This is a genomic window from Aquimarina brevivitae (assembly GCF_004216895.1).
Taxonomy (GTDB): domain Bacteria; phylum Bacteroidota; class Bacteroidia; order Flavobacteriales; family Flavobacteriaceae; genus Aquimarina; species Aquimarina brevivitae.
Genome location: NZ_SGXE01000002.1, coordinates 561,906 through 588,797 on the forward strand (window position 1 = coordinate 561,906; position 26,892 = coordinate 588,797).

Annotated in this window: 16 protein-coding genes; 8 read left to right on the forward strand and 8 right to left on the reverse strand. The window is 34.9% G+C overall.

Features of this window, described 5'->3' with window-relative positions; genetic code table 11:
- Positions 1-99: 99 nt before the first annotated feature.
- Together EV197_RS10325 and EV197_RS10330 are read left to right on the forward strand one after the other, a co-directional pair.
- The gene (locus EV197_RS10325) at positions 100-618 is read left to right on the forward strand and encodes an OmpH/Skp family outer membrane protein (protein WP_130286678.1); all 519 of its coding nucleotides are present in this window, start codon (positions 100-102) and stop codon (positions 616-618) included.
- A gap of 3 nt (positions 619-621) precedes the next feature.
- Positions 622-1,131 carry an OmpH/Skp family outer membrane protein gene (locus EV197_RS10330; RefSeq protein WP_130286679.1) on the forward strand — a complete coding sequence of 170 codons (510 nt, stop codon included), beginning with the start codon at positions 622-624 and terminating at the stop codon, positions 1,129-1,131.
- A gap of 34 nt (positions 1,132-1,165) precedes the next feature.
- On the opposite strand, the gene EV197_RS10335 is transcribed toward EV197_RS10330, so the two are convergent.
- Together EV197_RS10335 and EV197_RS10340 are read right to left on the reverse strand one after the other, a co-directional pair.
- Complete coding sequence (locus EV197_RS10335) at positions 1,166-1,672, reverse strand: thioredoxin family protein (RefSeq protein ID WP_130286680.1); 507 nt, start codon at positions 1,670-1,672, stop codon at positions 1,166-1,168.
- Between the two features lie 120 nt (positions 1,673-1,792).
- The gene (locus tag EV197_RS10340; RefSeq protein ID WP_130286681.1) at positions 1,793-2,524 is read right to left on the reverse strand and encodes a phosphodiester glycosidase family protein; all 732 of its coding nucleotides are present in this window, start codon (positions 2,522-2,524) and stop codon (positions 1,793-1,795) included.
- Between the two features lie 671 nt (positions 2,525-3,195).
- Between EV197_RS10340 and EV197_RS10345 the strand changes: the two genes are divergently transcribed.
- Entirely contained in the window at positions 3,196-4,236 is a 1,041-nt protein-coding gene (locus EV197_RS10345) for a VOC family protein (RefSeq protein ID WP_130286682.1), read from the forward strand.
- A gap of 75 nt (positions 4,237-4,311) precedes the next feature.
- Here EV197_RS10345 and EV197_RS10350 read toward each other — a convergent pair whose 3' ends face one another.
- The 6 genes from EV197_RS10350 to EV197_RS10375 form a co-directional block, all read right to left on the reverse strand.
- Positions 4,312-4,875: a hypothetical protein gene (locus EV197_RS10350; RefSeq protein ID WP_130286683.1), complete on the reverse strand. Its 564-nt coding sequence runs from the start codon at positions 4,873-4,875 to the stop codon at positions 4,312-4,314.
- A gap of 379 nt (positions 4,876-5,254) precedes the next feature.
- The gene (locus EV197_RS10355) at positions 5,255-5,758 is read right to left on the reverse strand and encodes a hypothetical protein (RefSeq protein ID WP_130286684.1); all 504 of its coding nucleotides are present in this window, start codon (positions 5,756-5,758) and stop codon (positions 5,255-5,257) included.
- Between the two features lie 658 nt (positions 5,759-6,416).
- Complete coding sequence (locus tag EV197_RS10360) at positions 6,417-7,796, reverse strand: S41 family peptidase (protein WP_130286685.1); 1,380 nt, start codon at positions 7,794-7,796, stop codon at positions 6,417-6,419.
- A gap of 247 nt (positions 7,797-8,043) precedes the next feature.
- Positions 8,044-8,511, reverse strand: coding sequence for a hypothetical protein (locus EV197_RS10365; RefSeq protein ID WP_130286686.1), 468 nt, complete (start codon positions 8,509-8,511; stop codon positions 8,044-8,046).
- Positions 8,512-8,820: 309 nt separating this feature from the next.
- A complete protein-coding gene (locus EV197_RS10370) occupies positions 8,821-9,165 on the reverse strand; it encodes a hypothetical protein (RefSeq protein ID WP_130286687.1) in 345 nt (114 codons plus the stop codon).
- Positions 9,166-9,243: 78 nt separating this feature from the next.
- Positions 9,244-9,456, reverse strand: coding sequence for a hypothetical protein (locus EV197_RS10375; protein WP_130286688.1), 213 nt, complete (start codon positions 9,454-9,456; stop codon positions 9,244-9,246).
- A gap of 1,055 nt (positions 9,457-10,511) precedes the next feature.
- Here EV197_RS10375 and EV197_RS10380 point away from each other — a divergent pair.
- The 5 genes from EV197_RS10380 to EV197_RS10400 are packed head-to-tail and all read left to right on the forward strand — an operon-like array spanning position 10,512 to position 26,876.
- Entirely contained in the window at positions 10,512-12,977 is a 2,466-nt protein-coding gene (locus tag EV197_RS10380; protein ID WP_130286689.1) for a TonB-dependent receptor, read from the forward strand.
- 9 nt (positions 12,978-12,986) lie between these two features.
- Entirely contained in the window at positions 12,987-19,406 is a 6,420-nt protein-coding gene (locus EV197_RS10385) for a fibronectin type III domain-containing protein (protein ID WP_130286690.1), read from the forward strand.
- 20 nt (positions 19,407-19,426) lie between these two features.
- A complete protein-coding gene (locus tag EV197_RS10390) occupies positions 19,427-19,945 on the forward strand; it encodes a hypothetical protein (RefSeq protein ID WP_130286691.1) in 519 nt (172 codons plus the stop codon).
- Positions 19,946-19,963: 18 nt separating this feature from the next.
- Positions 19,964-24,814 carry a hypothetical protein gene (locus tag EV197_RS10395; RefSeq protein WP_130286692.1) on the forward strand — a complete coding sequence of 1,617 codons (4,851 nt, stop codon included), beginning with the start codon at positions 19,964-19,966 and terminating at the stop codon, positions 24,812-24,814.
- Positions 24,804-26,876, forward strand: a complete 2,073-nt coding sequence (locus EV197_RS10400) for a fibronectin type III domain-containing protein (RefSeq protein WP_130286693.1) — start codon at positions 24,804-24,806, stop codon at positions 26,874-26,876. The genes EV197_RS10395 and EV197_RS10400 overlap by 11 nt, the downstream gene beginning before the upstream one ends.
- Positions 26,877-26,892 lie beyond the last annotated feature (16 nt).

The window sequence follows — 26,892 nt, forward strand, 5'->3', positions numbered from 1 at the left end:
TGATTAAATTATAGGATGGTTTTGGGGGTCTGTTTTTGAATGTAAACAATTATATTATCTTTAAGGATTATATATTGTTCTTATTTAAATCGAAGTATAATGAATGTAATTAAAAATTGTAAAGTTGAAGTTGTAGTGGTTTTCATCTTTATTTTTTGTCTTACCACTAACGTTGTTGCACAAAAAGTAGCGTATATGAATACACCAGAGGTGTTACAGCAAATGGCTGAGTATAAAGAGGCTGGTTATTCATTACGGAATTATCAGGAAGAGCTACAAAACAATGGTAAAAAAATGGTACAAGAGTTTCAAAAGAAACAGAAAGAATTAGAAAAGAAGGTAAAGTTAGCAAGTACCAGCTCAGAAGAACAACAAAGACTTTATGAAGATTTAGAAAAAGATCAAAAGGAAATTTTAGCTTATGAAAAAGAAATACAGGTGCTGGCAAAACAAAAAGAAGCTGAACTTCTAATACCTGTGCAAGAGAAATTAAATAAGGCTGTGCAGTCGGTATGCAAAGAAAAAAATTATTTGTTGATTGTAAACGCTAGCGCTTTACTCTATGCTGATGAATCCCTGGATGTAACAGCTCTAGTTATCGATAAATTAAATCAATAGTTTATGGTACATAAAATAAATTCTCTCGCACTACTGGTATTATTTCTATCAGTTTTTAGTTCAACGCTTCACGCTCAAAAATATGGAGTAGTAAATTATAGTTCCGTTTTAGAGGAAATGCCTACTTACCAAAAAGCGAAAAAAGATCTAAAAGATTATCAAGAAAAGCTGCAAAAGGTGTTGTCTGAAAAGCAAGCAGTATATGAACAAGAGCAAAAAACGCTCACGACTCAGTTTCGTACCGCTAAGATTGATGAAGCCACCTATAGGAAGGGAATGAATAAAATAGGCGCTAAATTTAAGGGAGCAAATGAGGAGGCACAACGAAGTTTGAATACAAAAGAATCAGATTTGATGTATCCAGTATTTAAAAGTTTGAAAGATGCTATTGAAGCTGTTGCTATTTCTAAAGGCTATGTAATGATTTTTGATAGTTCTGATGGAGACACTGTTTTTTTTGCAGATCAAACCATCAATTTAGAAGCTGCAGTTAAAGCAAAACTCGGTATATAGGTTTTAATATATATTGAGACCGGTTTAAACTGTTTTACTCTTTGTTGTACTCGTCCCAAGTTTGCTCTAAGTAGACCTGATCTCCAATATAGTTAAGTACTTTTAGCATTGTTTTTTTATCTCTGTATCCTTTTAATAAAGTGATCATTTGAAATTCATCATTTAAAAATGCATATGAGGGATAACTCATTTTTCCTTGCATTAAGGATAACGCTAGTTCGTTAACACCACGACGACCAGCATTTCTAAATTTAAATTCGTGGTCCATAAAATTAATGGTCTTTTTTTCTTCTCCATTTAATTTTACCGGATAAAACTTTTCATTCATGTAAGTGATTATTTCAGGGTCGTTAAATACGGTTCTATCCATTCGTTTACACCATCCACACCAATCGGTGTAAATATCAATAAAAACAGGCTTAGGGTTTTCTTTAGAGGCTTTTTCCATAGCTTCAATTGATAACCACTCAATTCTATCTTGTGCAAGTGTTAGGGTAGAGGTTAGGCCTAATGCAATCGCTAGTAAAATAATCTTCTCCATAATTTCTTTGTATGCTGTATTCCAATTTTTCTACTTAAATATAATTAAAAAATAAATAGTGCTTAGTTAATTTAATGTGCTCAAGCTTGTAAAGTTTTAAAAATCATCGTTTTAAATAAGCTATGGTGCTTCGCTTTTGTTTTTGATTTCACCTATAATTACTCCAAAATTTCCGTCGAGCTTATGGTATCCTTTTTCAGGCAAAAAGGTTTTAGAAACAAAGCCATCGAGATAAAGTGCATTTAGGCAGCCTTTAGATTGAAAATAATGTGCAAAATCATAGAGACTAAGTTCTTTTTTCGACATCACAAAAAGGATGTTACCATTGGGTAATATTCCTACACCGTTACGTATATTGAGATAGCTGGATCCTTTTTTAAATTTAGGATGAATTTTGCCATCAATAACTAGCATAGGACCAGATTGTGTAGCGAATGCTATATTTTTTGATTCAAAATCATTTGTGGTACATACACCAGGGACATTATTTTTTGTAAGGTAAAAAACACCATTGGGTTGTAAGTAAAAGTTACCATACCCTTTTTGAATCGTATCAATAGGGGCTTTTACAACTCCATTTTCAATATATAAACCTTGTGGGTCATAAGTAGGAGTATACATGCCACCGTTCATGGCAAAGACTAGCTTTTTACCCATACCAGATAAGCTTTCTTTTAACTGTTTAAAAGTTTGATATGTAGTTCCACTCTCGTCTTTCCAAAAAAACTGTAGGGTTTGCTTTTTAGGATGTAATGTATGCGTTAAAAATAGTGTTGCATCCTTTTTTTGAGCATAGGGCCTGTTATAAATCATCAACAAGCTAACAATAAAAATAATTGATACTGGTTTCATACCCATAAAATAGTAAAGATAGTTTATCAATTACCATACCAGTATAAAATGGTTTGGTGATAAATTATGCTATAGGCTAAGTATTTTGAATAATAGTAATACCGAGTTGAAGTTTTGCATTTCGCAAGAGATGAGATTAACATAGTTCACGGATTCCTTAACCAAATCTCGAGCATAAATTACCCCGTTTTTCGGCTATTGTGTGTTGAACCGAAAAAAAACACCTAAAAGATGATTGTGACTAAACAAGATTAGGTTCTTCTAAATTTACTTTCTTATCAGAAGAACAACGTATTAAAAGAATAGAGCAAAAACAGAAAGTGTGCTATAAAGTTTCATATTATTTTGGGGTGTTATCTATTTTGGTTCAAAAATACCGGTAATACAAATTTTTAACTACCCTGTATTCCGTCAAAAACTGAGTGCAAGTATCAAGTTTTACTATATAAAGTTTTTTGATTAAGGATCTTAGATGTGCCGTATCGATTATAAATACTTGTAGTATTAATTTTAATTAATTTTTTTGTGATTTTTTACAAGAATAAAATTATAAATTATAATAAATTAACAAACATTAGTTAGTTATTATGCTAATAAATTGAATAAAGTTTATTTTATTTGTCGCAGTCAAAATATTTTGGCAACAACAAACAACACAAATCAATTTATTTATGAAAACACAAAATTTAAACCGAATTTTGAAAGGAGTTCTATTGGCTTATGTGGCCTTAATCACAGGGTGTACAGCTGAAAATCCTGATGCTGAAGTGCTGCAAAAAAGTATTGTCGAATGTACATCTGTTATGATTGCTGATGACGAAATTCAAAACTTCTATGACAGTGGTATTAGTGTACCTAGGCCAGAGGATACGCATTTGAAGGCTTTATTGCATTACAACATTAACGTGAGTGACTTTGAGGCTTCAAAGAAGTTCTATAAATTATTAGCTTTTGCTAATTTTATAGATCAGAATATCAACGTAACTGATCCCGAAGAGGCGCAAGGATTAGGTTTACCACCATATTCATTAAAAGCCACTCCTATGCGAGCCAAGGATGGCTTTATTATTGACCTAATAAAATTTAATTCACCTTACGATGACGAGGCACCACACAAGGATTATAATAGTATAGGGTTTTCTTCACTACATTTAAAGTCAAGTAATTTGAAGAAAGACCGGGCGTACTTAGCAAGAAATGGTGTGTCTTCTACTGTAATTGTAGGTACAGAGGAGGCACCAGAAAAAATACAATTTGCAGATCCTGATGGTACTACTATTTTGATGTCTCAGGTGGGTCCGATATCCCATGTGTATTTCTTTCAACGTACCAAAATTGATGGTGTGTTCTCTACGAACATCAATGTAACAAACCTTAATAGATCTGTAGATTTCTATACTGAGGTAGGTTTTCAATTGATTGATAGAAATGATAGTTATGCGACTATTGCTTTGTCCAAAGGACGTCATATAACCTTAACGGAGTCTTGTAGTTCTAATATGGCATACGAACAGGTAAATCATTTAGGTATTGCAAGGATTGCACTTACAACGAGTAATCTTGAAGCTGATATGGAAATCCTAAAGGCCAAAGGTATTGAGTTTTATACTCCGCAGCCAGTTCAGGGTACAGGATTGTTTTCCATAATCAAATTTGCAGCATTTGAAGATCCTGATGGTAATGTTTTGGAATTAGTTAAATTACCTTTTTAAATTTTAGGTAATTAAAAAAAAACACTCATCACAACTATTTTCGTGATGAGTGATTTTATTTCTGTATAGTATTTTTTAAAATTTATATCCTAATCTTAGGTGCAAGTTAGCTACTACATCGTTTTTATCGTTTAAAATTACATTATCCTTTTCAAAATAACGAATATATCCTAATCCGAACCCAATTTCGTAATTGAAGTGTTTACCGATATTTCTTCTGATTCCCCAGGTGGGTATAACCGAAAGGTCGCTAATTAAATTGATATTATCTTCATTACTTATGGTAAACCAATCTGGGTGGTAAGAAATTTTAATACCGAAAAAGTTTCCACTATTACCATCAATACGTTTAGCTTTATTGGCTCTTTTGGCTAGATTATAATACCATCTTGGTTCGATTGTTATTACCGGAGCAAAGAATACACCATTTTTATCGTAGAAACTATTCCTGAATATCCCGGTGTCTAACCCAAATTCTGATCGGATTGCAATTTGATTGGTTAATTTAGCTTCGTGATGTAACCAGGATCCTAACGTACCTATTTGTAGTCCAAAAATTGACTTTTCTACAGATTCTTGTTGTGCGCTACCAAGAAAAACATTGCCTATCACTAAGATTGTTAATACTGTTTTTTTCAAAAGATTTGTGTTTTTAAATTTATATTATTTTTCAATACCAGTAAACCAGACGCTTGCTATTATTTTGGATGCATTGGTTTAGATTATGTATTGCATTGCTTTTAAAGGATGTAAAAAAACTACTTGTTATGTTGCCAAAACACCCTGTTTTCAGTGAATGTTGGGTGCTTCAACGAGCAGCATTAAAAGCTTATTAAATTTGCTGGATAAATTAGGATAAGGCGAATATAAAAGCCCAGATTTGATTTGCGTTTAACGTTGAGCAGTGAATCAAACCTGGGCTAGGAACTAAAGGACTATTGTTTTCTTAGGAAATTTTGCTTTAATAAATTCGAAATTATAATAGTCTTGTATAGGGAAGTTTGTTTATTGTATTTTCTTAATTGTTATCGATTTGTACTAATTGTGTTTTCCAAGCTTCTGGGATTTCATCTAAAGTATATACTTTAAGTCCTTTGTTTTCAACACTAGCAGTTGTAGGTGCTAAAGTTTCGTTTATAAATTCATTCTCTAGCTTAAACATTGCTCCGGTAGCTGGATCAATTATTAAAAGGCCTAGAACTCCTCCAAAAACAATATTTCCAAAATACCAACCGTCTAATTTAAATTCAACAGGTATCGTTTTTGAATCATAACCATTTTTTGAAAAAGTTACCTGATATCTTGCTTTGCTAAAAAAGCCACTACCTGCTTTAAGGTCTACGGTTGCCGGCGTTTGGCCAGTAAATATTTCAATTCCTTTTTTATCCTTGATAACGATAGAGGCTTGGCTTGGTGCACTATCAATTGATAAAGGGTATGTACTTTTACTTACGATACTTGCACAACTCGTGGCGAAAAGAATTAGACCTGCTAACCCCAATACAGAAATTTTTTTACTCATTTTTTGTTTATTTAATAATTCGCCTACTTCTTTTTTATGTTGTTTTTCGGCATATTCCAACAGCGTGAAATTTTTAAAGTGATTTTAATTTCCCTTTTCTTAAAATCTGCGACAAAAATATTGGGTAACTAAATGGAATGAGTAACGGTTTCCCGTGATTTTTAAATCGGATATATTTGTAATGTAAATTTGAAAATATATTTTGATTTTTTTAAGAGCTTTTGAAGCTACTAAAAGAGCATTACTATAAAGCATTGCTTTTATTGCCAAACTTTGGGAGTTCTGGAGATATAAGTAAAGGGCGGGTAACTTTTCCTTAATTATTCCTTCTGTTTCTATTCACTTCCACGGCTAGTCCTTAGCGTAATTATCTTTTTACAATAGCTCTAACCTATTTGTTTTATGTCAAATTTTGAATAGAAAAAATCAGCTGTTTCTGCAGTATTAAAGGTGGATTTTATATCGGATAATAATTATACATTATAACTTCTTCTTTCTTAGGAATTATTAAGATATGATAGCAATAAAGACCGGTGACTAGATTGGCTGCTGTTACTTTTGCTACCGAAGTTTTATTCTAAATCAAAAGCAGGAAAAAGTGTTTATATAGTTCGATTGGATAATTAAATGGCACAAATATTAAGATCTGTTGCTACTATTATTGTTGGTTTTTAAGTATTGCCAAAAGTCCATCTAATATCTCATCATTTTCATCGAGTAAGTGATCTTTGATGATTATATCCGGCTGTACTCCTTCAGGCTTTTTACTACCATTGATGCGGACTATGTAGCCTTTAGCAATTTTTACGTTTATACCAGTATTGGGCAAGTTGAATCCATACTGACTGGCTAATAAACTAGGGAAATCCCCAGTTTCTTCACCTACTATGGTAGCAAAGCTATAATCTTGTATTTGAGCTGCAGTAACAGCGGATTGCGAATGGGATTGCCGGTTGACAAGCACATACACTTTACCTTGATATCTTTTCGTTTCGGGTTGCGGCTGGTATAAGTCGAATTCATACTTATAGATACTACCATTATCGTGGGATAGTACACTCTTCCAAAATGGTTGTGAAACATCATACGTTTCCTTAACGTGCCTTTTTAAAATAGCACTGGTTTTTAAAGTGAATTTTGAGCACCAACGAAAAGGCTTGTGAGCGATATAGGAAACCAGATAATCACTAAACGAATCGTCTCCACCCAAATTATTTCTAAGATCGATAATGAGATTTGGCGATTTTTTGGTTTTGAATGCAGTAAAAGAGGAGTCAATAAATCGTTTGTATTGTTCTTTATCACCGCTAAAATTACCAGGCCTTAAATAGGCAGCACCTTCAATAAATCCAAACTCTCTATCGAGCTGGAAAATTTCATTTCTTTTGATTTCAAAACCTTTTATAGCATCAACAGCATCAAGTTTATATTTTTTTACGATGCCATTTTCCTTCACTTCAACATCGAAGAATTTCTGTTCACCAAAGGCTTGCCAGTAATATCTGGGAAAAGAAAAAAGTTCAAGTTTAGCCAGTTTAAAATATCTTCTTTCTGCTGAGATTAAAGGATAAATTTGATACAATATGTCATTTATAGACCGTTTGTTAATGGTTATAACTTCTGATCCTATTTGTAGGGAATCATTGGTTGATAAATTTTTGCGAATCAATGCTTTTCCGTTTTCAAAAGCTAGTTCTAATGGAAAAAGGGTTCCCCCAGCATTGGCATAGGCTCCGTATGTAGCACCAGGAAATGGAATTTCTGTATGTCCGTTATTGGCTTTGGAAATAACAGCTTGCAAAAGAGATGTAGTTTCAAGAATCGTCAAACTGTCTTGTGTAATGGAGGTTCTTACTTTTGTATAGTTTTCGTTGAAGGCTTCTTCAGTAATATAGGTATATAAGTTATAATGTGCTTTTTCTAAGGATGTTTTTAAATAAAGAAGATCTTCGAGTACCCCTTGCTTGGGAAATTTTTGTTGGCCAAAAGAGTTAAGGGTAATAATAACTAAAAGGAGTAGAGAAAAGGTTTTATTCATATTAATAGAAGCTTATACAGTGTTGCTTGTGTTTTCTGAATTGAAGACACTCAGATAATTGTATTATTTTGTTTTTTGGGTTTCGAAGATACATAAATTTAAAATACACTATAAGTTACTTGCTCGCCAAGCTCCACCTTAGCCTATAGTTTGACTTTAGTACGAATTCAAGTGAAAATTTTATTCGGCAAAGTAAAAGATTTGATTTGATTGAAATCAGACGAATTCTTAAACGACCTGATCAAACTTAATTTTTTCCTTTACCTTTTTTCTTTGCTTTTGATTTTGCATTTCCCTTACTATTGTTGTTTCCTCTTTTTTTCTTAGTACTAGCGTTGTTTTTTAATTGATGAAACTCTGGAGAACCTGGTTTTATACCAGCTTGTTTGGCAATATATCCCCAACCTTTGCTTTTATGGTTTTTATAGAGGGTAATTACAGTATCGATAGGAGTTCTTGCTATTCTGGATATTTCTAAGGCAAAATAAATTTCACCCGCAGCCATACCTAAACTGGCTCTCATAACATGTATTTTATTTTCTGAAATATCGTAAGAAACTGCTAAATCTCCTTTAAAGGATTGAAAATCTGTGGAAGCATGGGTGTTGATTGCGTTTAAATCTGCATCTAATTGACTACTTCCTGTATTAAACGTAAGTTGAGCTGACAGGGAAAATACGCTTAAAAGTAATAGAATAAAAGTTATGTTTTTCATTATCATTTTTTTAGGTTATAGTAGGGTTTGGGTTCTAAGTTAGTAACGATAAAATCAAAGTTGTATTTTAAACCAAGTTATACATTGTTTCAGAATCCATTTTAGACAGTTTATTTGTAATATTCAAACCTTAATTTAACTTCGCTTAGAGTTACTTTATCAAAATAAGAATTCAAAGCTTTACTGCCCTTATTATTCTGACATAATTATAGCTCCAGAATTAGTTGAACCAAATTTATAGACTTTTCTTTTTATCGACGTTTAGGAATATTGTGTTTATTTTTTATTAAGTAAATTAGACATTTTAACCTAATCTTGGAAAAGAATTAAATCACCAAAATTTTCTTCAATTATCTTTTTCTTGGATTTGGTGTTAAGACTACCGTAAATAGTAATTTTCTTTATAGTAAATGGAGGGGAACCATAATATTTGAATTGGATTGCTTTCTGTTGTGAAGGAAAAATTAAGTTCCAGTAATTCATCGCCCGTTTTGTTATCAGTTTTTCCCTACCTTTAGAAATTACGGCCAATTCCACTTCTATATTATGAATAGTATAATTTGACTGATTGGATATGATAATGGGAATTATTTTTGGCTCAATTTCGGGTAGAGTAGGTTCACCAGTCGCAAAGTTTAATGAAGATATAGCCACCACCTTATCCTTTACATTATTTATAATATATAATTCATAATCTTCGGAGAATGCAACTACTGAGGTGTATGGTTTCTTTCAGAGTATGATTCCTTCCTGAGGGGTTAACGGTTTTGTAAGCACATTTTGCTTAATAATATCTTCGTAGCCCAGTTCAAAGTTTGATTGTTCTTCTTCTCCTAAAATGGCTATTGCCTTTATCGTGCTTTCCGTTTCATTGATAATATTAAGGTAAGGCGTACAAGAGGTAAAGAAACTAACAAATATAATTATAGTAAAATACGTTCTCATTTGTGTTCTTTTAATTAGCAAATGGTATAATGGAGTACAATAAGTTTTTTATTATACTAGCCTTAGTGCTGTGCTAAAAGTACAAAAATAGCACCCACATAGTTTAATGAGATAACTCAATAAAAACTTGATGCGATCTTGTTAGTAGATGATTTAGTTTTGACTTCCATTATTAGCAAACCTTCTATACACATTTACTAAGTATAGTGTATTTATATTATAAGATCACATTAAGCATTATTGATTCGGTAGGCAAGACAATAAGCTGTTTATAGAAAAGTTTTTCAACGATTTTCGACTGATTGACGCTAACAATGAGTGTAAGGCTTAATATCCAATAAGATAAGGCAGGTCACAGTAAGAATTTATTCATACCAGGAGCTTAAAGTAAGTAACTCAATTTATCAAAACCTCACCGAAAAGGGTGAGGGGTTAAAATACCCATTTCTAGTGAATAGTATTTAAGGTGATACAGTGATATTTGCCAAAAATTATCAATTTAAACTCACATCATGCAACTCACTCACACTAAACCCGCTAACGATGTTCTGCTTAAATCAAAGCACTTCTTACGAAAACATCAATTTACAATAGCTATTACTTTTTATGAATTCAATGCTATACCTGTCAATTATTAAATAGGGATAATAAGTATAATAAGTAATTGTACGGTATGGTGAAATGATTACCTCAAAAATTGTGTATAGGCTGGGATCGATGTATTGATATCCATTAAGCACTGTAAACTTTCTTTCATGCTTTTTTAAAATAAATCTATGAAATTGCTCTAGTAGCATTATTGATATGGTTTATAATTTAAGTATTGCTAATCATTCCATTACAAACGTATAATCACTCTTTATTCTTCAAGTATTATTCTAATCTTTTGATTTATACGAACCTCTTTTTATGTAGGTGAAATGTATTCAAGTTCAAATTTACTAAGCAATGATTTAGAAATATGGGGTTGAAAAATGATGTTAGTGAAATTTGTCCTTAAGTCTAATAAGTAAGTGTTGAATCCTAAAATAAGTTATATCATTTTGTTTTTTGTAATGTCAGGAAATTTTTGTGATGCTCAGGATTTTTCTCAAATCGGGAAAGCAAAACTATTTTCGTATACCGGTGGGATTGCTGCTAATGCTGTCTTCTACGAGGGAGATGCCCTAAGAGATCCTTTTACCTATGTATTACAAGGAAATGTAAACTTCAATTTTAGTGGGTTGTATAATGTACCCTTAACCTTTACCTATTCGAATCAGGAATTTAATTACAGTAAACCCTTTAAATTTAATAGATTAAGCCTCAATCCATCTTACAAGTGGATATCCGCTCATATAGGAGATGCTTCCATGACCTTTTCACCTTATACACTAAGTGGACATCAGTTTACTGGGGTAGGTGTTGACCTTACTCCTAATGGACCTATTAAGCTCAGTGCTATGTACGGTAGGTTAATTCGGCCTGTAGAATACGATCCAAATATACCTGAAAATACACCGGCATATGAACGATATGGTTACGGATTAAAAGCAAGTTATGATTTTGAAAAGTTCAATGTAGGATTGACTTTTTTTACTGCAAAGGATGATGTTAACTCCTTAGAAACAGAGATTCCTTTAGAGATCGGGGTTACACCAAAAGAAAATTTGGTGGTGAGTGTAGAAAGTACTTTCAAACCTATAAAAAATTTACAAGTAAACGTGGAGTACGCAACCTCTGCGCTTACAGAAAATTTAAATACAGAAGAGTTCGACGGTAGTCTGGGACCTTTCTCTTTTCTTTTTAATGAAAAACTTTCTACTTCGTATTACAATGCACTGAGGCTAAATATGAATTATGCTATTGGCAATGGAAGTATTGGTGCAGGTTACGAGCGAATAGATCCAGAATACAAAACATTAGGAGCTTATTTTTTCAATAATGATTTAGAAAATATAACTGTAAATACTTCTCAGACCATTTTTGACGGAAAATTAGGAGTACAAGTTAATGCAGGTTTACAACGAAATAACCTGGACAACACAAAAAAGAGTGAGCTAAGGAAGATCGTCACTACTATAAACCTGAACTATACAGCTTCTGAAAAAACCAGTATTTCTGCGACCTATTCTAATTTTCAGAATTTAACCAATATTAGAAATCAGTTTGATTATATCAATGAAATCTCACAGTACGATAATATAGATACGTTAAACTTTAAGCAACTTTCTCAAAATGCCAATGTTACCGTAGATCATATGCTGTCAAGTAGTAGTACTAAAAAACAAAATCTAAATCTAAGCCTTAATGTACAGGACGTAAGGGATCTCCAAGAGCAGGCATTTACAGGAGCGCAAAATACCTTAAATACAACTAGGTTATTAAACAGTGCATTGGGCTATACCTTAGGTTTTCCTGAAGAGAATTTAAGTTTTTCAGCTGCGGTTAATGCTACTTTTAATACTACCACTGATGTATCATCTTCTGCAGTTGGGCCAACGCTGGTTGTAGGGAAGAAGTTTTTAGACAATCAGCTAAAAACTAGTTTTTCAAGTTCCTATAATACTTCGTTTAGTGAGGGTCTAAAGCAAAATGAAGTGCTAAGTCTTCGATGTAGTGCGGGATATAAGTTTTTAAGAAACCACAATATTAACATGAATCTCGTATCCATGTTTAGAAGTGGTGGTGCCTCTGGGGGTACAAACGATTTTACGGCTACTGTATCCTATAGTTATTCATTTGCTTCAGGAGATTGGAAGTTAAAGTTCAATAAAAAACAGAAAACTAAAACACCAAAAGCAGCAAAAAAGAAAAAGGTTAAAGAAAAAGGATTAACCATAATTAAGCTTCGTTATCGTGATATTATTTACGAGGGTAATGTATTTGAAGTATTGTCGCAAATAGACCGATTACGAACTTCTGAAGTGCCGTATTTTAAACAAATTGAATTAAATACACTCAAGAAAGACATCACATTTTTAAAATATGCAGCACCTAAACTGATCAACGAAAAAATGATTGATTATTTGGCTGCGATTTATCATTATTTCGATTTTAGAGACAAGTTTAATGACATAGTTTTTAACTCAGTTTTACTACTTAAAAAAGACGCAGCTAGGATAGATATAGATGTAGAGAAGAAGTTTATCAAACTACGGCAAAGAGTAGAACAGCATCAATTCAAGGGTATAGATCCAGCTCAAATAACCACCGCAATGGATTGGGAACTTACTACCTATAAGAAGCTTTATCGACAATTTGTTAAAGAACGACAGTTATTCGTTGGGCATCGATGGATGCAAAAGCAAATTGAAAAAATTGAAACTTTTAGAGACTACAAAAGAAGAAGAGAGCTGATCAGGTTTAGAGCCATCAATATGGAACAGGCCTATAAAGTGTACTCTGACGAACAAAATAGCATCCCAAAGGTAGAAGCATTTTTACTGATGCAATTAATAGAATATTACCAGGAATTAGCAAAGGATAAGGTTGATCCAAACGATTATAAACTAAAATATATAGCACAGAATAATAACTAAGTAGGGCAAATGACACAATTAATAAAATTAATAATAACATTAGGTATTGCAATGCTATCCGTTTGTGGATACGGGCAATTATTTCCGGTTCAGGTAACACCACAAAATATACCTCCAAACCCCATATACCTTTCGGATTATTCGAATACCAATGTGCTCTCGGATAGATTGAAGGTACAATTAGTATTGAATGATTTATCGGTAAGTGATCTTCAAGTAAGGCTTAAAGTGTATATCCAGGGTGAAGGGATCAACGCACAAAGTAATGATTTTGTAGTTGGCGCACCACCATTGACACTTGAAGGAGGAAGACCATTACAGCTGGGGAGTGTAGATTTAGCTCCTTATTTTGAATTTCAAAATCTGTCAGGAATTACACCTGCGACCTATGCCAATGTCTTACCAGAAGGCATCTACAATTTTTGTTATGAGGTGTATGATGAATTCACAGGGATGCGACTGTCCGAAAAGACTTGTGCCTCGTTTGTGTTGTTTCAAAATGATCCTCCACTACTTAGTTTACCTTTTAATGACGCAACCATCGAGCAGCAGGATATCTATAATATCTTGTTTCAATGGACTCCCAGAGCTGTCAATGTAAGCAATGTAAAATATGAGTTTACATTAGTTCAGATCTTTGATAACTATGTGGATCCCCAGGCGGCATTTTTAAGTTCTCAACCTATCTTTCAAACTGTAGTATCTCAAAATTCATTTCTATATGACGCCAATTATCCACCACTTTTAGGGGGATATAAATATGCTTGGCGCGTACGTGCCTTTGCTGCACAAGGTGCTGAAGAGATTGGTGTGTTCAAAAATCAGGGGAATAGTGAGATTTGGACTTTTAATTATATAGCACCTTGTAATGCGCCTTCCAATATTTATGAAGAAACCATTACCAAAACAAGCGCAAAAATCAACTGGAGTGGTGATACTGAGCATTTAGATTATACCCTCAGTTATAGAGAAAAAGATGCCGAATCCAATTGGTATGTCCTACATACTCCCAGAGAATATCTTAGTCTCAATAGTTTACGACCTGGTACAACCTATCAGTATAAAGTAGCAGGGAATTGCGAATTAGGAGGCTATGAGTATGCTCCGTTAAAAGAATTTACTACCACAGAGGAGCAGACAGGCGATGATACGGTTACCGTTTGTAATGTGACTTCAGATGCCGTGGATCTTTCCAATGAAACATTACTAACAAGACTTTTATTAAATGACCTGTTTTTTGCTGGAGATTTTCCCATTACCGTAGTAGAGTTGACTAGCAATACATCTCCGTTTTCTGGTAAGGGCTATGTTGGCATCCCCTGGTTAGACCTCCCAAAGGTTGGGGTGCAGTTTGAAGGTATACAAATCAATACCGATTTTAAATTGGTACAAGGATCAGTAGTTACTACCTACGATGCGGATTGGGGTAACATTGGTTTTATAGATGATTATCTGGAGTTTTTGGAAGAGGATAATGATCTAAACCACATAGAAGTAACCTTTGTAGTTCAGGAGATTGAGGTAAATACCGAAAATGGAACAATTACCGTTACGGGTACTAATGGTGTTGAAGTAGAGTATCCTATTGGTGATGATTATACTATTGTCGATAGCAATGGTACCGTACATCACGTTGATGATCAAGGCAATGTTACTGAAGGAGGTACTGTATCCGATAATGGAGGGATTGATGCTGATTCTGTAGGGGGTTTCGATACTAACGGTAATATTGAGCAACTCTCTGCTGCAGGAATTACGGTGGTTTTTGAACTTTCGGGTAAATATGCTTTTGATAAAATACCATCAAACGAGCGATCTGCTTTGCAGCACCAATATAGTACCATTACTACGCCAGATGGAGAAACCTACGATATCATTCATAAGGCTATTATACAGGGACAATCAGACATCATAAAAGGTAGGATTACCACAGAGAATGAAGCGCTAATCAGTAGATTGGAGTTTAAAAATAAAGATGGAATTGTTGTTAACCATCAAATAGATGGAAATACTGTTGAGCTTTCGCTGAAAGGTAATTTTGGTTATGAAACAGAATCTATTTATGCTGTGGTGAAGCCTGAAGAAGGAACAAATCAAGGTCAAACCATTGCAGGGGTATTTAGATTATCTCACCTATCGCAAAAAGAGGTTAATGTAACTATAGTTTCGATTAATGGGGCGAATATCCCTTCGAATATCCAGGATCGTTTGAATGAAGTATATGGAAGTGCTGCAGTAAAGTTTGTGGTTTCACAAGATGCAAATGTGAATATAGATTCTTCTGTTTGGGGTAATGATCGTATAGATGTAGGTAATAGTGGTTGGTTTGCCCATTATACCGACGATCAGGCTGCCATTAAAGAGGTGTACAAATCACAGAGGGGTATAAAAGAAGATCAATATTATCTTTTTGTAACCGATGAATTACCATCAAGACCTGTAGCGGGTTTTATGCCGCTCAAAGGACAATACGGATTTATTTTCAATAGTGCTCAAAGCGGATCTGAAGAAGAAAAAGGAGATCCAGCAGATGTAATGGCGCACGAGCTGGGTCACGGTGTATTTGGGCTAAGACATCCCTTTAGTGAATACAATACCAGTCAATCAGCTACACCCTGGTTGATGGACTACGCATCGGGTATGCAATTGAACCATATGGATTGGAAAAAAATGCATAATCCTGACTTTGAATTATACCTGTTTCAGGATGATGAAGAGGGTGAAGCTGCAATCGTAGTAAATTTAGAAGGTTTGGCTGAATTTGCTAATCCTGATGGCACCTATACTTTCCTATCAAGATCAGGAAAACCTATTACACTACCGGAAGATATTTCTGAAGTAGTTTTCAGTACAGGAGATTCTAAATCTTGTACACAAGGAGGTACAGATAAATTTAGAATTTATCCTTTTGGTACATTATCCAGTTTTAAGATTGGAGCTATTGAATATAAAGACCAAAGCCCTTGTGGGGGAAATACATTTACAGGGTACCAAAGTGATATAAAATACTATGAGGATGTTTATACCAATAACACCATACAAAAAGCAATTATTGGTTTTCCCACAGTATCATCAGGTAATATCTTATATAAAGTAGGGACTATTGATATTGAAGCTCCATCTGGGGGAGAAGAATATAAAGCGGACGGAGATTATGAAGACTTTGATTTTCTGGCTAGCAAATTAGACGAGGTTACTAAGTTTAATGAGATAGGTGCAAAATACGAACCAGCATTAGATGTAGATGTTAAACAATTCATACTAGATAATATCCAAAGCCAAGGTTTTGATGGCACCTCAAACTATAACAATGATGCCTACGTATACATCCATGCTACACAATTACAAAAGTATGAGGTTTTAAAGGGATGTTTCAAGACAGGTGTTCCCGGCGAAATGCTCCGATACATTACACAAAAAGTAAGTGTATATGCAGGTATGGCTGAAGGAGATGTAGTGATAGATGAACGAGTTTTTAGGGATTCCTATGAACCAAATGCAGAAAGAGAGAATCGAAATGCCTTAATCGATCATTGGAAAGCGTATGATGTAAACTACTATCCTATGATTGCAAAAGCAATCAAAGAATTTACAATACCTGAAGATGCATCGGCCTCTGATATTATTGAACTTTTTAAGAATGCTACAAGGTTTAATCAAACATATACCGATAACTGGGATTGTTTTTGGGAAGCATTGGACATTAAATACAGAAAACAAATTATCAAAACTCTTGCGGAAGATGGTTTTGTGTTTGAAGGCTATTATGACTTGAGTAGTGATTCAGAACACTTGTTGCTTAAGCTATTTAAAACCAATAAGGTTGAGGATAGACAAGAATTACTTGATTTTATCAATAACTATAAATATCTAGAATATATACTTACTGCTCTTGACTATAATGATATGGCGGGTCCTTTTGTAAAGGAAGTGTACAATTGGCTGGTAGAACTAAAACCGCAGTATTATAATAACACCAATGAGACAGAAAAAAGGTACTTAGAGTTTACTCCTTGGTTTAATAACAGTGTAGCTTTTGATGCTTCTGGCAGTAATAACTATAATGATGTTGATTCATTTATGTTGTATGGTGCAAATTGGTTTGATCTTGCCGAAGAAGTTGAGTCGAGTGATTTCCGTTCAACTTTTAATGATAGTGAAGATGGTTCTTTGGATTTTTACCATAAAATATTTGAACGTCAAGAAAATGGATTTACAGAAAAATTTGCTGTTTTTAGAGGAAATCATCAACCATTTGACCCCGTATTTGTTTATCTAGGTGATGATAAATTCAAGGAATTTGACGATGGTTTAAATAAGGACAGCTATGCGATCGTACCTTCTATTTATCTGCATTGGTTGCTCAATGCAAGAAGAGATAAACTAAATGAAACTGCATTTAGAGTAGGTATGAATGGACTTGCTATTGCCCTGGCTCCCTTTACTGCTGGAGGTTCTTCAGCATTTTTGATCATTGAAGTATCAGCAGCGTCATTGGACATCTACATGGCGCTTAATGAAGATGAAATAAGAGAGAAATATGGTGACAATGCCATTACATTTTGGAATGCGACCTACGGACTTTATAATTTATATGCTGCAGGTAGAGGGTTTGGAGAGTTTTTTAAGATCAATGCCAGACAACAAAGCAATGGTATAGTTAAGATTTCTTCTGTTCAATTACGCTTAGATCAATTAGATGAATTAGCAACAAATCTCATAAATGCCGATAACCTTCAGGATAAACTAGAGTTTTTAGAAAATATTGAAAAATATTTAAAAATTCTTAGAGCAGATACTTTTGCCAATGTAGCCCATAAAAAGCAAATGTTTGAAAAACTGCTAGAGGTAAGATTAAAGGTTGAAAAAACATTAGGAGAGTTCTCGAACATCATTATCGATAATGCCAACTTAGTAGTAACCAGAGCTGACGGAACCAATCTTTCATTAGGTAAGATCGATTTTATAGATGATAACCCTACGTTAATAGAGAATATCCGGTTTTTAAATCCTGGAGAAGTTTCATCAACTAGACTTGTGGCACAATTTAAAGATATAGGCTTTGTCGAAAATGGGCTTCATAAAGTGGGTGCCATGGAGATTTTAGAAGATGTTGCACTACCAGGACAATTTTATGTGAGATTCTTAAACGCTACCGAGAACTTTTTCAATTCAGGTGCTGCATTACGATCATATTTAAGTTCACTTGGTGAAATACCTCAAGGGATAAATTTAGAAACTAACCTGTATCGTTCTCTAAGTAAAGCTTCAGAAGCGAATTATGGAACTACCCCAATTACCATAACACCACATACGGTATATAGTTCATGGGGAAGATACGATCTTGATGGTGAGGAAAATGCATTGTATTTAAGTGAAACACTAGCCGGAAATAAACAAGAAATAGCAGCCTATGGGGCTTGGGATGATTTTAACCAATATAGGTTTACCAATATCAATCTTACTAATTTCCTAGACCTAACAAATGAGAATGTATTAAATAAACTAAAGGTGTCAAGAGAGCAATTATTGTTACTAGATGCTTCCGGTGATAAAAGTATTATGTATGAGTTCACAAATGTGATTGCTTCTTGGGCCAGGCAGAATGGATTTTCTGGAATAATAGCTCCAGGTGCACGGGGAAGGCAAGATTACAAAAATATTATATTATTTACCAATGATGCGATCAAGAGCAAACCTTGGTTTAAAATTGATAAACTACAATCAAAATTAGTTTCAAGAGGGTTATCAGAGCCTCATGCAGAGGAGGTCGTTTGGATAGCACAAAAGCTAGATGAAAAAATTGGAGCAAACAATCTAAATGAAAATGTTAATTATTTGTTCTCAGATCTGATTGATGAATTGTCATCCAATAATAATTTTAAAAACCCAGAAGATATTTTGAGTTGGATTGATACTGATGAAGTTGCTAGGGTAATAGTTACAGAGAATATTAACGATATTCCTAATTCAGTTCAAATGGTGCTAAACCAATTAAATGAAATTCAAGAAGGTGTAAAGTATTTAAGACAAGGCGAAGAAATAACAATATCAAAAATGCATCCTGGAAACTATGAATTAGATGTAACAATAGAATCAGGAAGTAACAAAGGTATTATTGAATGTAAAAGACTTTCAGGTGATAATGTACAGCGATTATTAAAAGCAATTAGCGAAAAATTTACTAAGGATAATAAACTTTCTCCAGAATTGAAGAGTAACTATCCAAAACATATAGGTCAATTAAAAATTGATGGAGCTACAAATGTGGTAAGTGAAATTCAAAATGCTAATGCCCAGCAGTTTATAAACTTTATAAAGACTAATCAATTGGATTCCAATTTAACAATAGATGAACTAAAGGTGGTTGACGAATTACATGTAATTAACAACACTGGTAGGTTTGTAATCTATAGATCCGATTGGTAAGTAAACCGAATAACACAGGTATGAAAACATTAATCACAAATAAAAAATATCACCAGTACAAGGAATATCCAGATGGAAGTGGAGGAAAGCAAAGGTATGATGCTACTACGATGGATATAGTGCATTACTTAGAAAAATATTATGCAGAGCCAAATTTATTTCAGTGGAATCAATTTAATAGCACTTTTGTCGATCCTGCTTTTAGAATGACTTCATTGGATTATGGGGCTTATGTAAAAGAATTGAAGATTCCATACGGGTTCAATTTTGATCATGGTTCATTACAAGAAAATTACAAAAGAGTTTTAAGGGAAAATATTGAAGAAGAGGAACTATCCAGGTTTTTTGCCTACTTCATAAGCTGCGATTATCTGAAGAAAAAGCAAATAAATTTTGAACAATGGTTGCAAATGAAAGACTGGATAAATCCTGGTGTAAGTGATTATAACCTAAGTATCATTGAATTATTACAAATAAATAGAGGAGAAAATTTTTTAAAAGTGCATTTAATGAATATACCAATATTCAAAATGTTTTAAAATATCATAGTCATCATAATGAAAAAAATACACATCTACATCTTTACCTTATTGCTTTCAGCAGTGGCATTAGCCAATGGAGGCAATAACAAAGGGGGCGATAAAAAAGAGCGAGCTCCAAAAACAAGAACATTTGCAGTAGAACCAGCGACATCTGCTATTAAGATGACCACCACTACACCCACAGTAGGAGCAAACAAAGCTACTCCCACGTCTATGGTATTGCAATCGCGTACGTTCAAATCGCTAGATGCAAAAATGGGCACATCATTAATGACCCAAGTGTCCAAAGCAGGGGAATTTACCGAAGCCTATATCAATAACAATTTTCCAGTTGATGACGAGGCTAATGAGAATCTTGCGATGGCAATTGCTACATTCAATGAACTTAATAAAACTGGTAATTATGTGGATGAAATATCCTCAGATAACCTTATCGAGTTTCCGGTAGGCCTTAAAAAAACAATTAATAATGTTACGTATAGCGTAGGGATTTTAAAAGCAACCTTAAAGCCTACCTATACAGAGCTTACCATTTTTGTAAGAGTGATTTTACCAGAGCTCGATGAGCAAGGCAATCAAAAACAATTATTCTTTGGAGCAGATGGGGTAAGACTTTCTACTAGCGGAGGTTTTGATGGAGAATGGAACCTGGTGCTGTTAGGGGATTTTGTCTTTGGTATCAACGGAGGTAATGGATTGGTTGCTTTAAAAGGTGGTTTAAACATGGAGAGTGGTGCTATCGCCAATAAATCCTATGCTACTATTGACTGTAATGGATTTAGAGAACTGCATTTAGAGGCAGAGGTGCAATTTTCTCGTAATATGCTAGAGCCTTTAAAAGAAGATTATACCGTAGATAATTCAAAACCATATCCTGCCCCTAATCAAGACCGACTAAAAAGAGTAACAGGAGCGTTTGAAGTGACCGTAGCGGATTGGAATGACATCTTAGTTGAGGTTTCTTTACCTCGTTTTCAAATGACCTCTTTTAAAGGGCTGGCTTTTGAAGTGGATACCGCAGTTTTTGATTTTAGCGATACCAGAAAGTCACAGGATATGACATTTCCACCGGGCTATGAACAGTATTTGGTGGATGGCAATCAAGAAGCTTGGAGAGGTGTGTTTCTTAAAAGAATAAACGTGGTTTTACCCCCAGAATTTGAAAAAAAGAATACCACAGATCGGGTAAAATTTACAGCTACCAACTTACTCATTGACGGGATGGGAGTTTCAGGGGATTTTAACGTACAAAATATACTACCAATCGATCAAGGTAAAGCAGATAAGTGGCAGTTCTCTGTAGATGGTTTTGAGGCTACTATTATGGCCAATTCCGTTACAGCTGCTGGATTTAGTGGAAAAATTGTTTTGCCAGTTTCAAAAGAAGTTACGGCCAATGAAGTAGAACAAGGGGCTAATTTGGATAACAGAGTATTGTCCTATACCGGTAGCTTTAACCCAGTAGAACAGCAATATACCTTACGTGTCACTCCAATTAGTGATATTAATTTTGATTTATGGAATGCAAAAACCACTCTAGCAGAAAACTCCTATGTAGAATTAGCAGTGATAGATGGTAAGTTTAGGCCCAAAGCTTTATTGCATGGTAAAATGCATATCACCGATGAGGTAGAATTAGCAGACGGAAAGCCAGTAGTAGATTTCCCGGAGGTAACTTTTGATAATTTACAATTACAAACCGTAATACCGTACCTAACCGTAAACTCTTTGGGATATTCCGGTAAGGTTGAGATGGCAGGTTTCCCGGTAACCTTATCCGATATTAATCTAACTGCTTCGCCAACTAATGCTACATTATCATTTGATATCGCAGTAAATCTTATGGAGAATAATATAAGTGGTGAAACAGGATTGAAGATCAAAGGTGATTTTGCGGAAAATGAAGGAATTCAAAAATGGCAGTTTAGGCAATTAGAAATCGATGAAATTGCCGTTGAAGCGAATTTAGGAGGCGTAGCTTTTGCCGGATCTATTGAGATTATGGAAGATGACCCTACCTATGGAGATGGTTTTAGAGGAAGTGTACAGGCATCTTTTAAAGGATTAGAAGGAATAACAGTATCTACAACAGTATTATTTGGTAAAACAGACTTTAGATACTGGTATGTAGATGGATTGGTAAGCAATTTAAACATCCAGACGGGAACTCCTTTTAAAATCACCGGATTTGGAGGAGGCGCCTATTATAAAATGCGAAGAGATACGTTTGGTACTGCCAATAATTTATCAGGGATGAGTTATGAGCCTGATGCAGAAACTGGCTTAGGAGTTAAAGCCTCATTGCTATATGCTAATGCATCTAGCGCAAGAGTGTTCAATGGGTCATTAGGTTTTGACATTGCTTTTAACTCCTCTGCTGGAGGGATCAATAGAATAAGCTACTTTGGCGAAGGGCATGTGATGCAAGATGTGGATATAAGTGATCCTCTTGATAAATTAAAAGAAGATCTTCTCACCATTGCTAATGAGGAATTACAATTTGATAATGCCGAATTGGAGGAATTAAAACAAAATGCACTCATTGAAGTGGCTAAACAAGTCTATCCGGCGAATGTCGAAGGTAAAGCTGGGATGCATGCTTATGCCGCTATGGAATTTGATTTTAACGCCAATACCATACACGGCGAATATGATTTATATATAGACGTTTTAGGCGGTTTGTTTGAAGGAATAGGAGAGAATAAACGGGCAGGCTATGCAGTACTTCATTTTGGATCCAGTTTAAGTGAACCGTGGTATATCTATATGGGAACTCCAACAGATCCAATGGGGATTAAATTTGGAGTAGGTCCTTTATCGATTGAGAGTGATGGTTATTTTATGGTAGGTCACGATATCCCTGATGCCGCTCAGGTACCTGCAACGGTTGCCCGTTTATTAGGAGAAGATGCCGATAGGCTGAATCATATGCGAGATGAAAATGCATTAAGTCAGGGTCGAGGATTTGCATTTGGTACTAATTTTAGTATGGATACCGGAAATATGCGGTTTTTAGCCTTTTTTGCGCGCTTTGAGGCAGGAATTGGTTTCGATATTATGGTAAGAGATTATGGAGAGGCGGCTTGCTCAGGTAGTGGTCAGGTAGGAATTAACGGTTGGTATACTAGTGGTCAAGCCTATGCCTATTTACAGGGAAAGCTAGGGATCAGAGTAAAATTGCTGTTTAAAAAGAAAAACGTAACCATTTTATCTGGTAGTGCGGCGGTATTGTTACAAACAAAATTTCCAAACCCTTCTTGGTTTAAAGGGTATTTAAAAGGTGAATTCAGGGTGCTTGGAGGACTCGTCAGAGGAAGGTTTAAACTTAAAATAGAATTGGGTGAACAATGTGATTTTATAAATGAGGCACCACTAGATGGATTGAAAATTATAGCCGATGTCAATCCAGCGGATAACGCAGCCAATGTAGATGTATTTACGGTACCTCAGGTAGGATTCAATATGAAAATCTTTGATCCCACCAGAATGAATGATCCCACCAAGTCTATTTTCGAATTTGAAGATGATGAAGGAATAGCTAAATACAGAATTGATTTGGCTGATTTTCAATTTACTAATGCTGGAAGCCCCGTAGCTGGAGAAGTAACCTGGAATGAAACCAGAGATTTGTTAAGTTTTACGCCTACTGAGGTATTACCTGCGGAGACGTCACTAGAATTATCTGTAAGCGTACGCTTCAAGAAATGGCAAAATGAGAACTGGATAGATGTGATGCAAGATGGTCAACTGGCGATGGAATCAGAAACTAAAACATTTACCACAGGATTGGCACCAACATCCATTCCCCTGCGTAATATTACCTACAGTTACCCGGTTATTGATCAACAGTATTTTTATAAAAATGAATACGATAAAGCCTATGTGAAGTTAAATCAGGGGCAGGCCTATTTATTTGATTCCCTTGATGGGTATACCTTTAGAGCCTTATTTGAAACCGATATTTCTAGCGAAGAATCTTCAGTTTCCTATGACGTAGCAGATAAAATGGTAATTATTCCACTACCTGCTAATATAAGTAATTCAACAGCATATAGGTTACGTATCGAAAGTGTGCCACCAGAGGATTTGGAATCACAAACTTCTGAATTAACGGAGAGTTACGTTGAGCAAGACTTTGGTGATGAAAATGAGGTAGCAGTAAGGAATTCTAGTATTACAGGGACAGCAACCAACGTTGAAGTCATCGAGATATTGGAGTATGAGTTCGATACAAGTGAGTATAATACGTTTGAAGAAAAAATAGCCGCTAAACAAGTTACTAGTCATATTTTAGAACTTATTGCACCTGATGTTGATGCATTGCAAGCTGAGGTGGTAGATTCAGAACCCTTTGAATTAGTAGAATTAATAGGGGGTAGGTTTACGGATCATAAAGCTTTGGTAGCTATTGAAGCTTCTATTTCTAACCCGTATTATCAGGATGAAGTACATCCATTAATCTACCAGGGGTACCCTTTAGAAAATAGATTTACGGTAAATCGTGATCCAGCCATATTAGGTATTCCTCCTACCAGAGCAGTTCAATTACTAACTACTTATGTAAGCTATTTAGAAAATGATCCGGAGGCTGATTTGTTAAGGAAGCATTTCCCTTATAGATACCATCTACCGTTTTATTTCAAACAAGACTACTTTGAAATCAGGAGTAAGATTGTTAATGCCTATTCTTCTGATCCTGAATTATATGCGGACCAAATTGCTTTATATGATTATATCATCAACGGCACATTCCCGTATTTTAAACCAGGGGATTATCAAACCAATGTTTCTTACAAATTACCTGGTGGTATCCCAGGATCAAGTAAAGTATTCACTTTTAATAAAGTCAATCATTTTGAAAACTAATATTTATATACTTTTCATAGTAATGCTACTTGGGTGTTCTAAGCTGTTTGCTCAGGAAGCTACAATAGAATTGCCAGAAGTTAAAGTAATGGCCAGAGCTCAGCAAGGGCGAATTTTATTGCGATGGACGGCAAACACACCATTAGCCTGGCAGCTTTCGAACAGGTATGGTTATGAGTTGGTAAGATATACGGTAACCAGAGATCGTAAAACCTTAAAAAAGCCTGAGATTAAAAAACTAGGCATCATTATGCCAGATCCCCTGGAATCTTGGGAAAACCTAATAGATCAAAATGATAATGCCGCTATTATAGCTCAGGCAATATATGGAGATAGTTTTCAGGTTACCGGAGGAACAGAACTGGAGGCAGTAGTCAATATGTCTGCAGAGTTGGAGCAACGATTTACGTTTGCACTTTTTGTGGCAGATCAGGATTTTGACGTAGCGGTCAAAGCTGGACTAGGTTATATCGATACCGATGTAAAAAATACTGAGAAGTATGCCTATAAGTTAATCCCTCAGGTTCCTGAAGATGTAAAGGTAATAAAAGAAGGAGGAGTTTTTGTAGGATTGTCGGATTATGAAGCGTTACCAAAACCTTTAGACCTAAGTGTATTTCTGGAAGATGGTGGCGCTAAATTGAGTTGGAATTATAAAATCTTCAAAGATCTGTATACCAGTTATCACATCGAAAGAGCTGCTAACGGAAGTGGTTTTGAGCGTATAACTGATAAGCCCTATACGATGTTAAATGCTAGCGGAATAGATGAAAAAAGTGGTAGAATTTTTTATCTAGATTCTGTTCAAAACAATGTGGAATATAGGTACAGAGTTCGAGGTATTTCTGCTTTTGGGGAAGTAAGCCCCCCATCCAAAGAAGCCTCGGGCATAGCAAAAAAAATCTTAGCCTATGTGCCACATTTGAGAACAAAAAAGATACTTAATGAATCGACAGTAAAACTAACCTGGGAGTTTCCTGAAGAAGGTAAAAATCAAATCCAAAAGTTTGAATTGAATAGAGCTTCAACTGATGCTGGGCCTTATAAAGTGGTTGTAGATAACATTGCACCTAACCAACGAGAAGTAGTCTTTGATCAATTAGAAAGTACTAATTATTTTACCATAACTGCAGTAGGCAAACAAAACAATAGGCGTACTTCATTCTCTATGTTGGTACAACCTATAGATTCGATACCTCCTAAAGTTCCAAACGGATTAAAAGCAACTATCGATACTACGGGTGTGGTAACCTTATCCTGGAATAAAAATACCGAAAAGGATTTCTTAGGCTATCGTGTTTATATGGCGAACCAAAAAAACACAGAATACAGTCCGTTATTTGCAGATCCTCAGCAAAATAATGTGTTTCAGGATACCTTAAACATGAAAAACTCAAATCGCCAACGATATTACAAAATATCGGCTTTGGACAAAAGGTTTAATATGTCTGAGTTGTCAATACCAATTGAAGTGGTCAAACCAGACCTTATACCACCAACGACTCCTGTGTTTAAACACTACAACGTGCAAGAAGATCATAAAGCCATTTCCTTATCCTGGGCGGCAAGTTCCAGTATTGATGTAGCTAGGTATGTGGTGTATAGAAAAACGAATACTGATAAAGAATGGCAATTGGTTTTTGAAGGCAATAAAGACCAACTCACCTGTGCAGATAAAAAAATAGAAGAAGGTAATCGCTATACCTATACCGTTTTAGCAATTGACGAATCTGGTTTAGAATCAACCCCAGCGCCATCAGTATCCGTACAAGTGCGACGCATGGGAGTACGGCCTAAAGTAAAAGGGTTTTATGTAGCTCCTAATTATGAGCAACAACGTATGGAAATTAGCTGGAGGTATAAAGAAGACAATGTTGCGGAATTTGAAATTTACAGAGCAGGGCAAGATGGATTATTACGTTTATGGAGAAAAGCACCAACCGGAACCAAAGTGATTTATGATACCAATATGACGGTAAATACCAAATACGTTTATAAGATCAGAGCCGTGTTTAAAGATGGTAATGTATCTGAAACCCATACAACGGATATAAAATATTAAGAATCATAGAACAAAC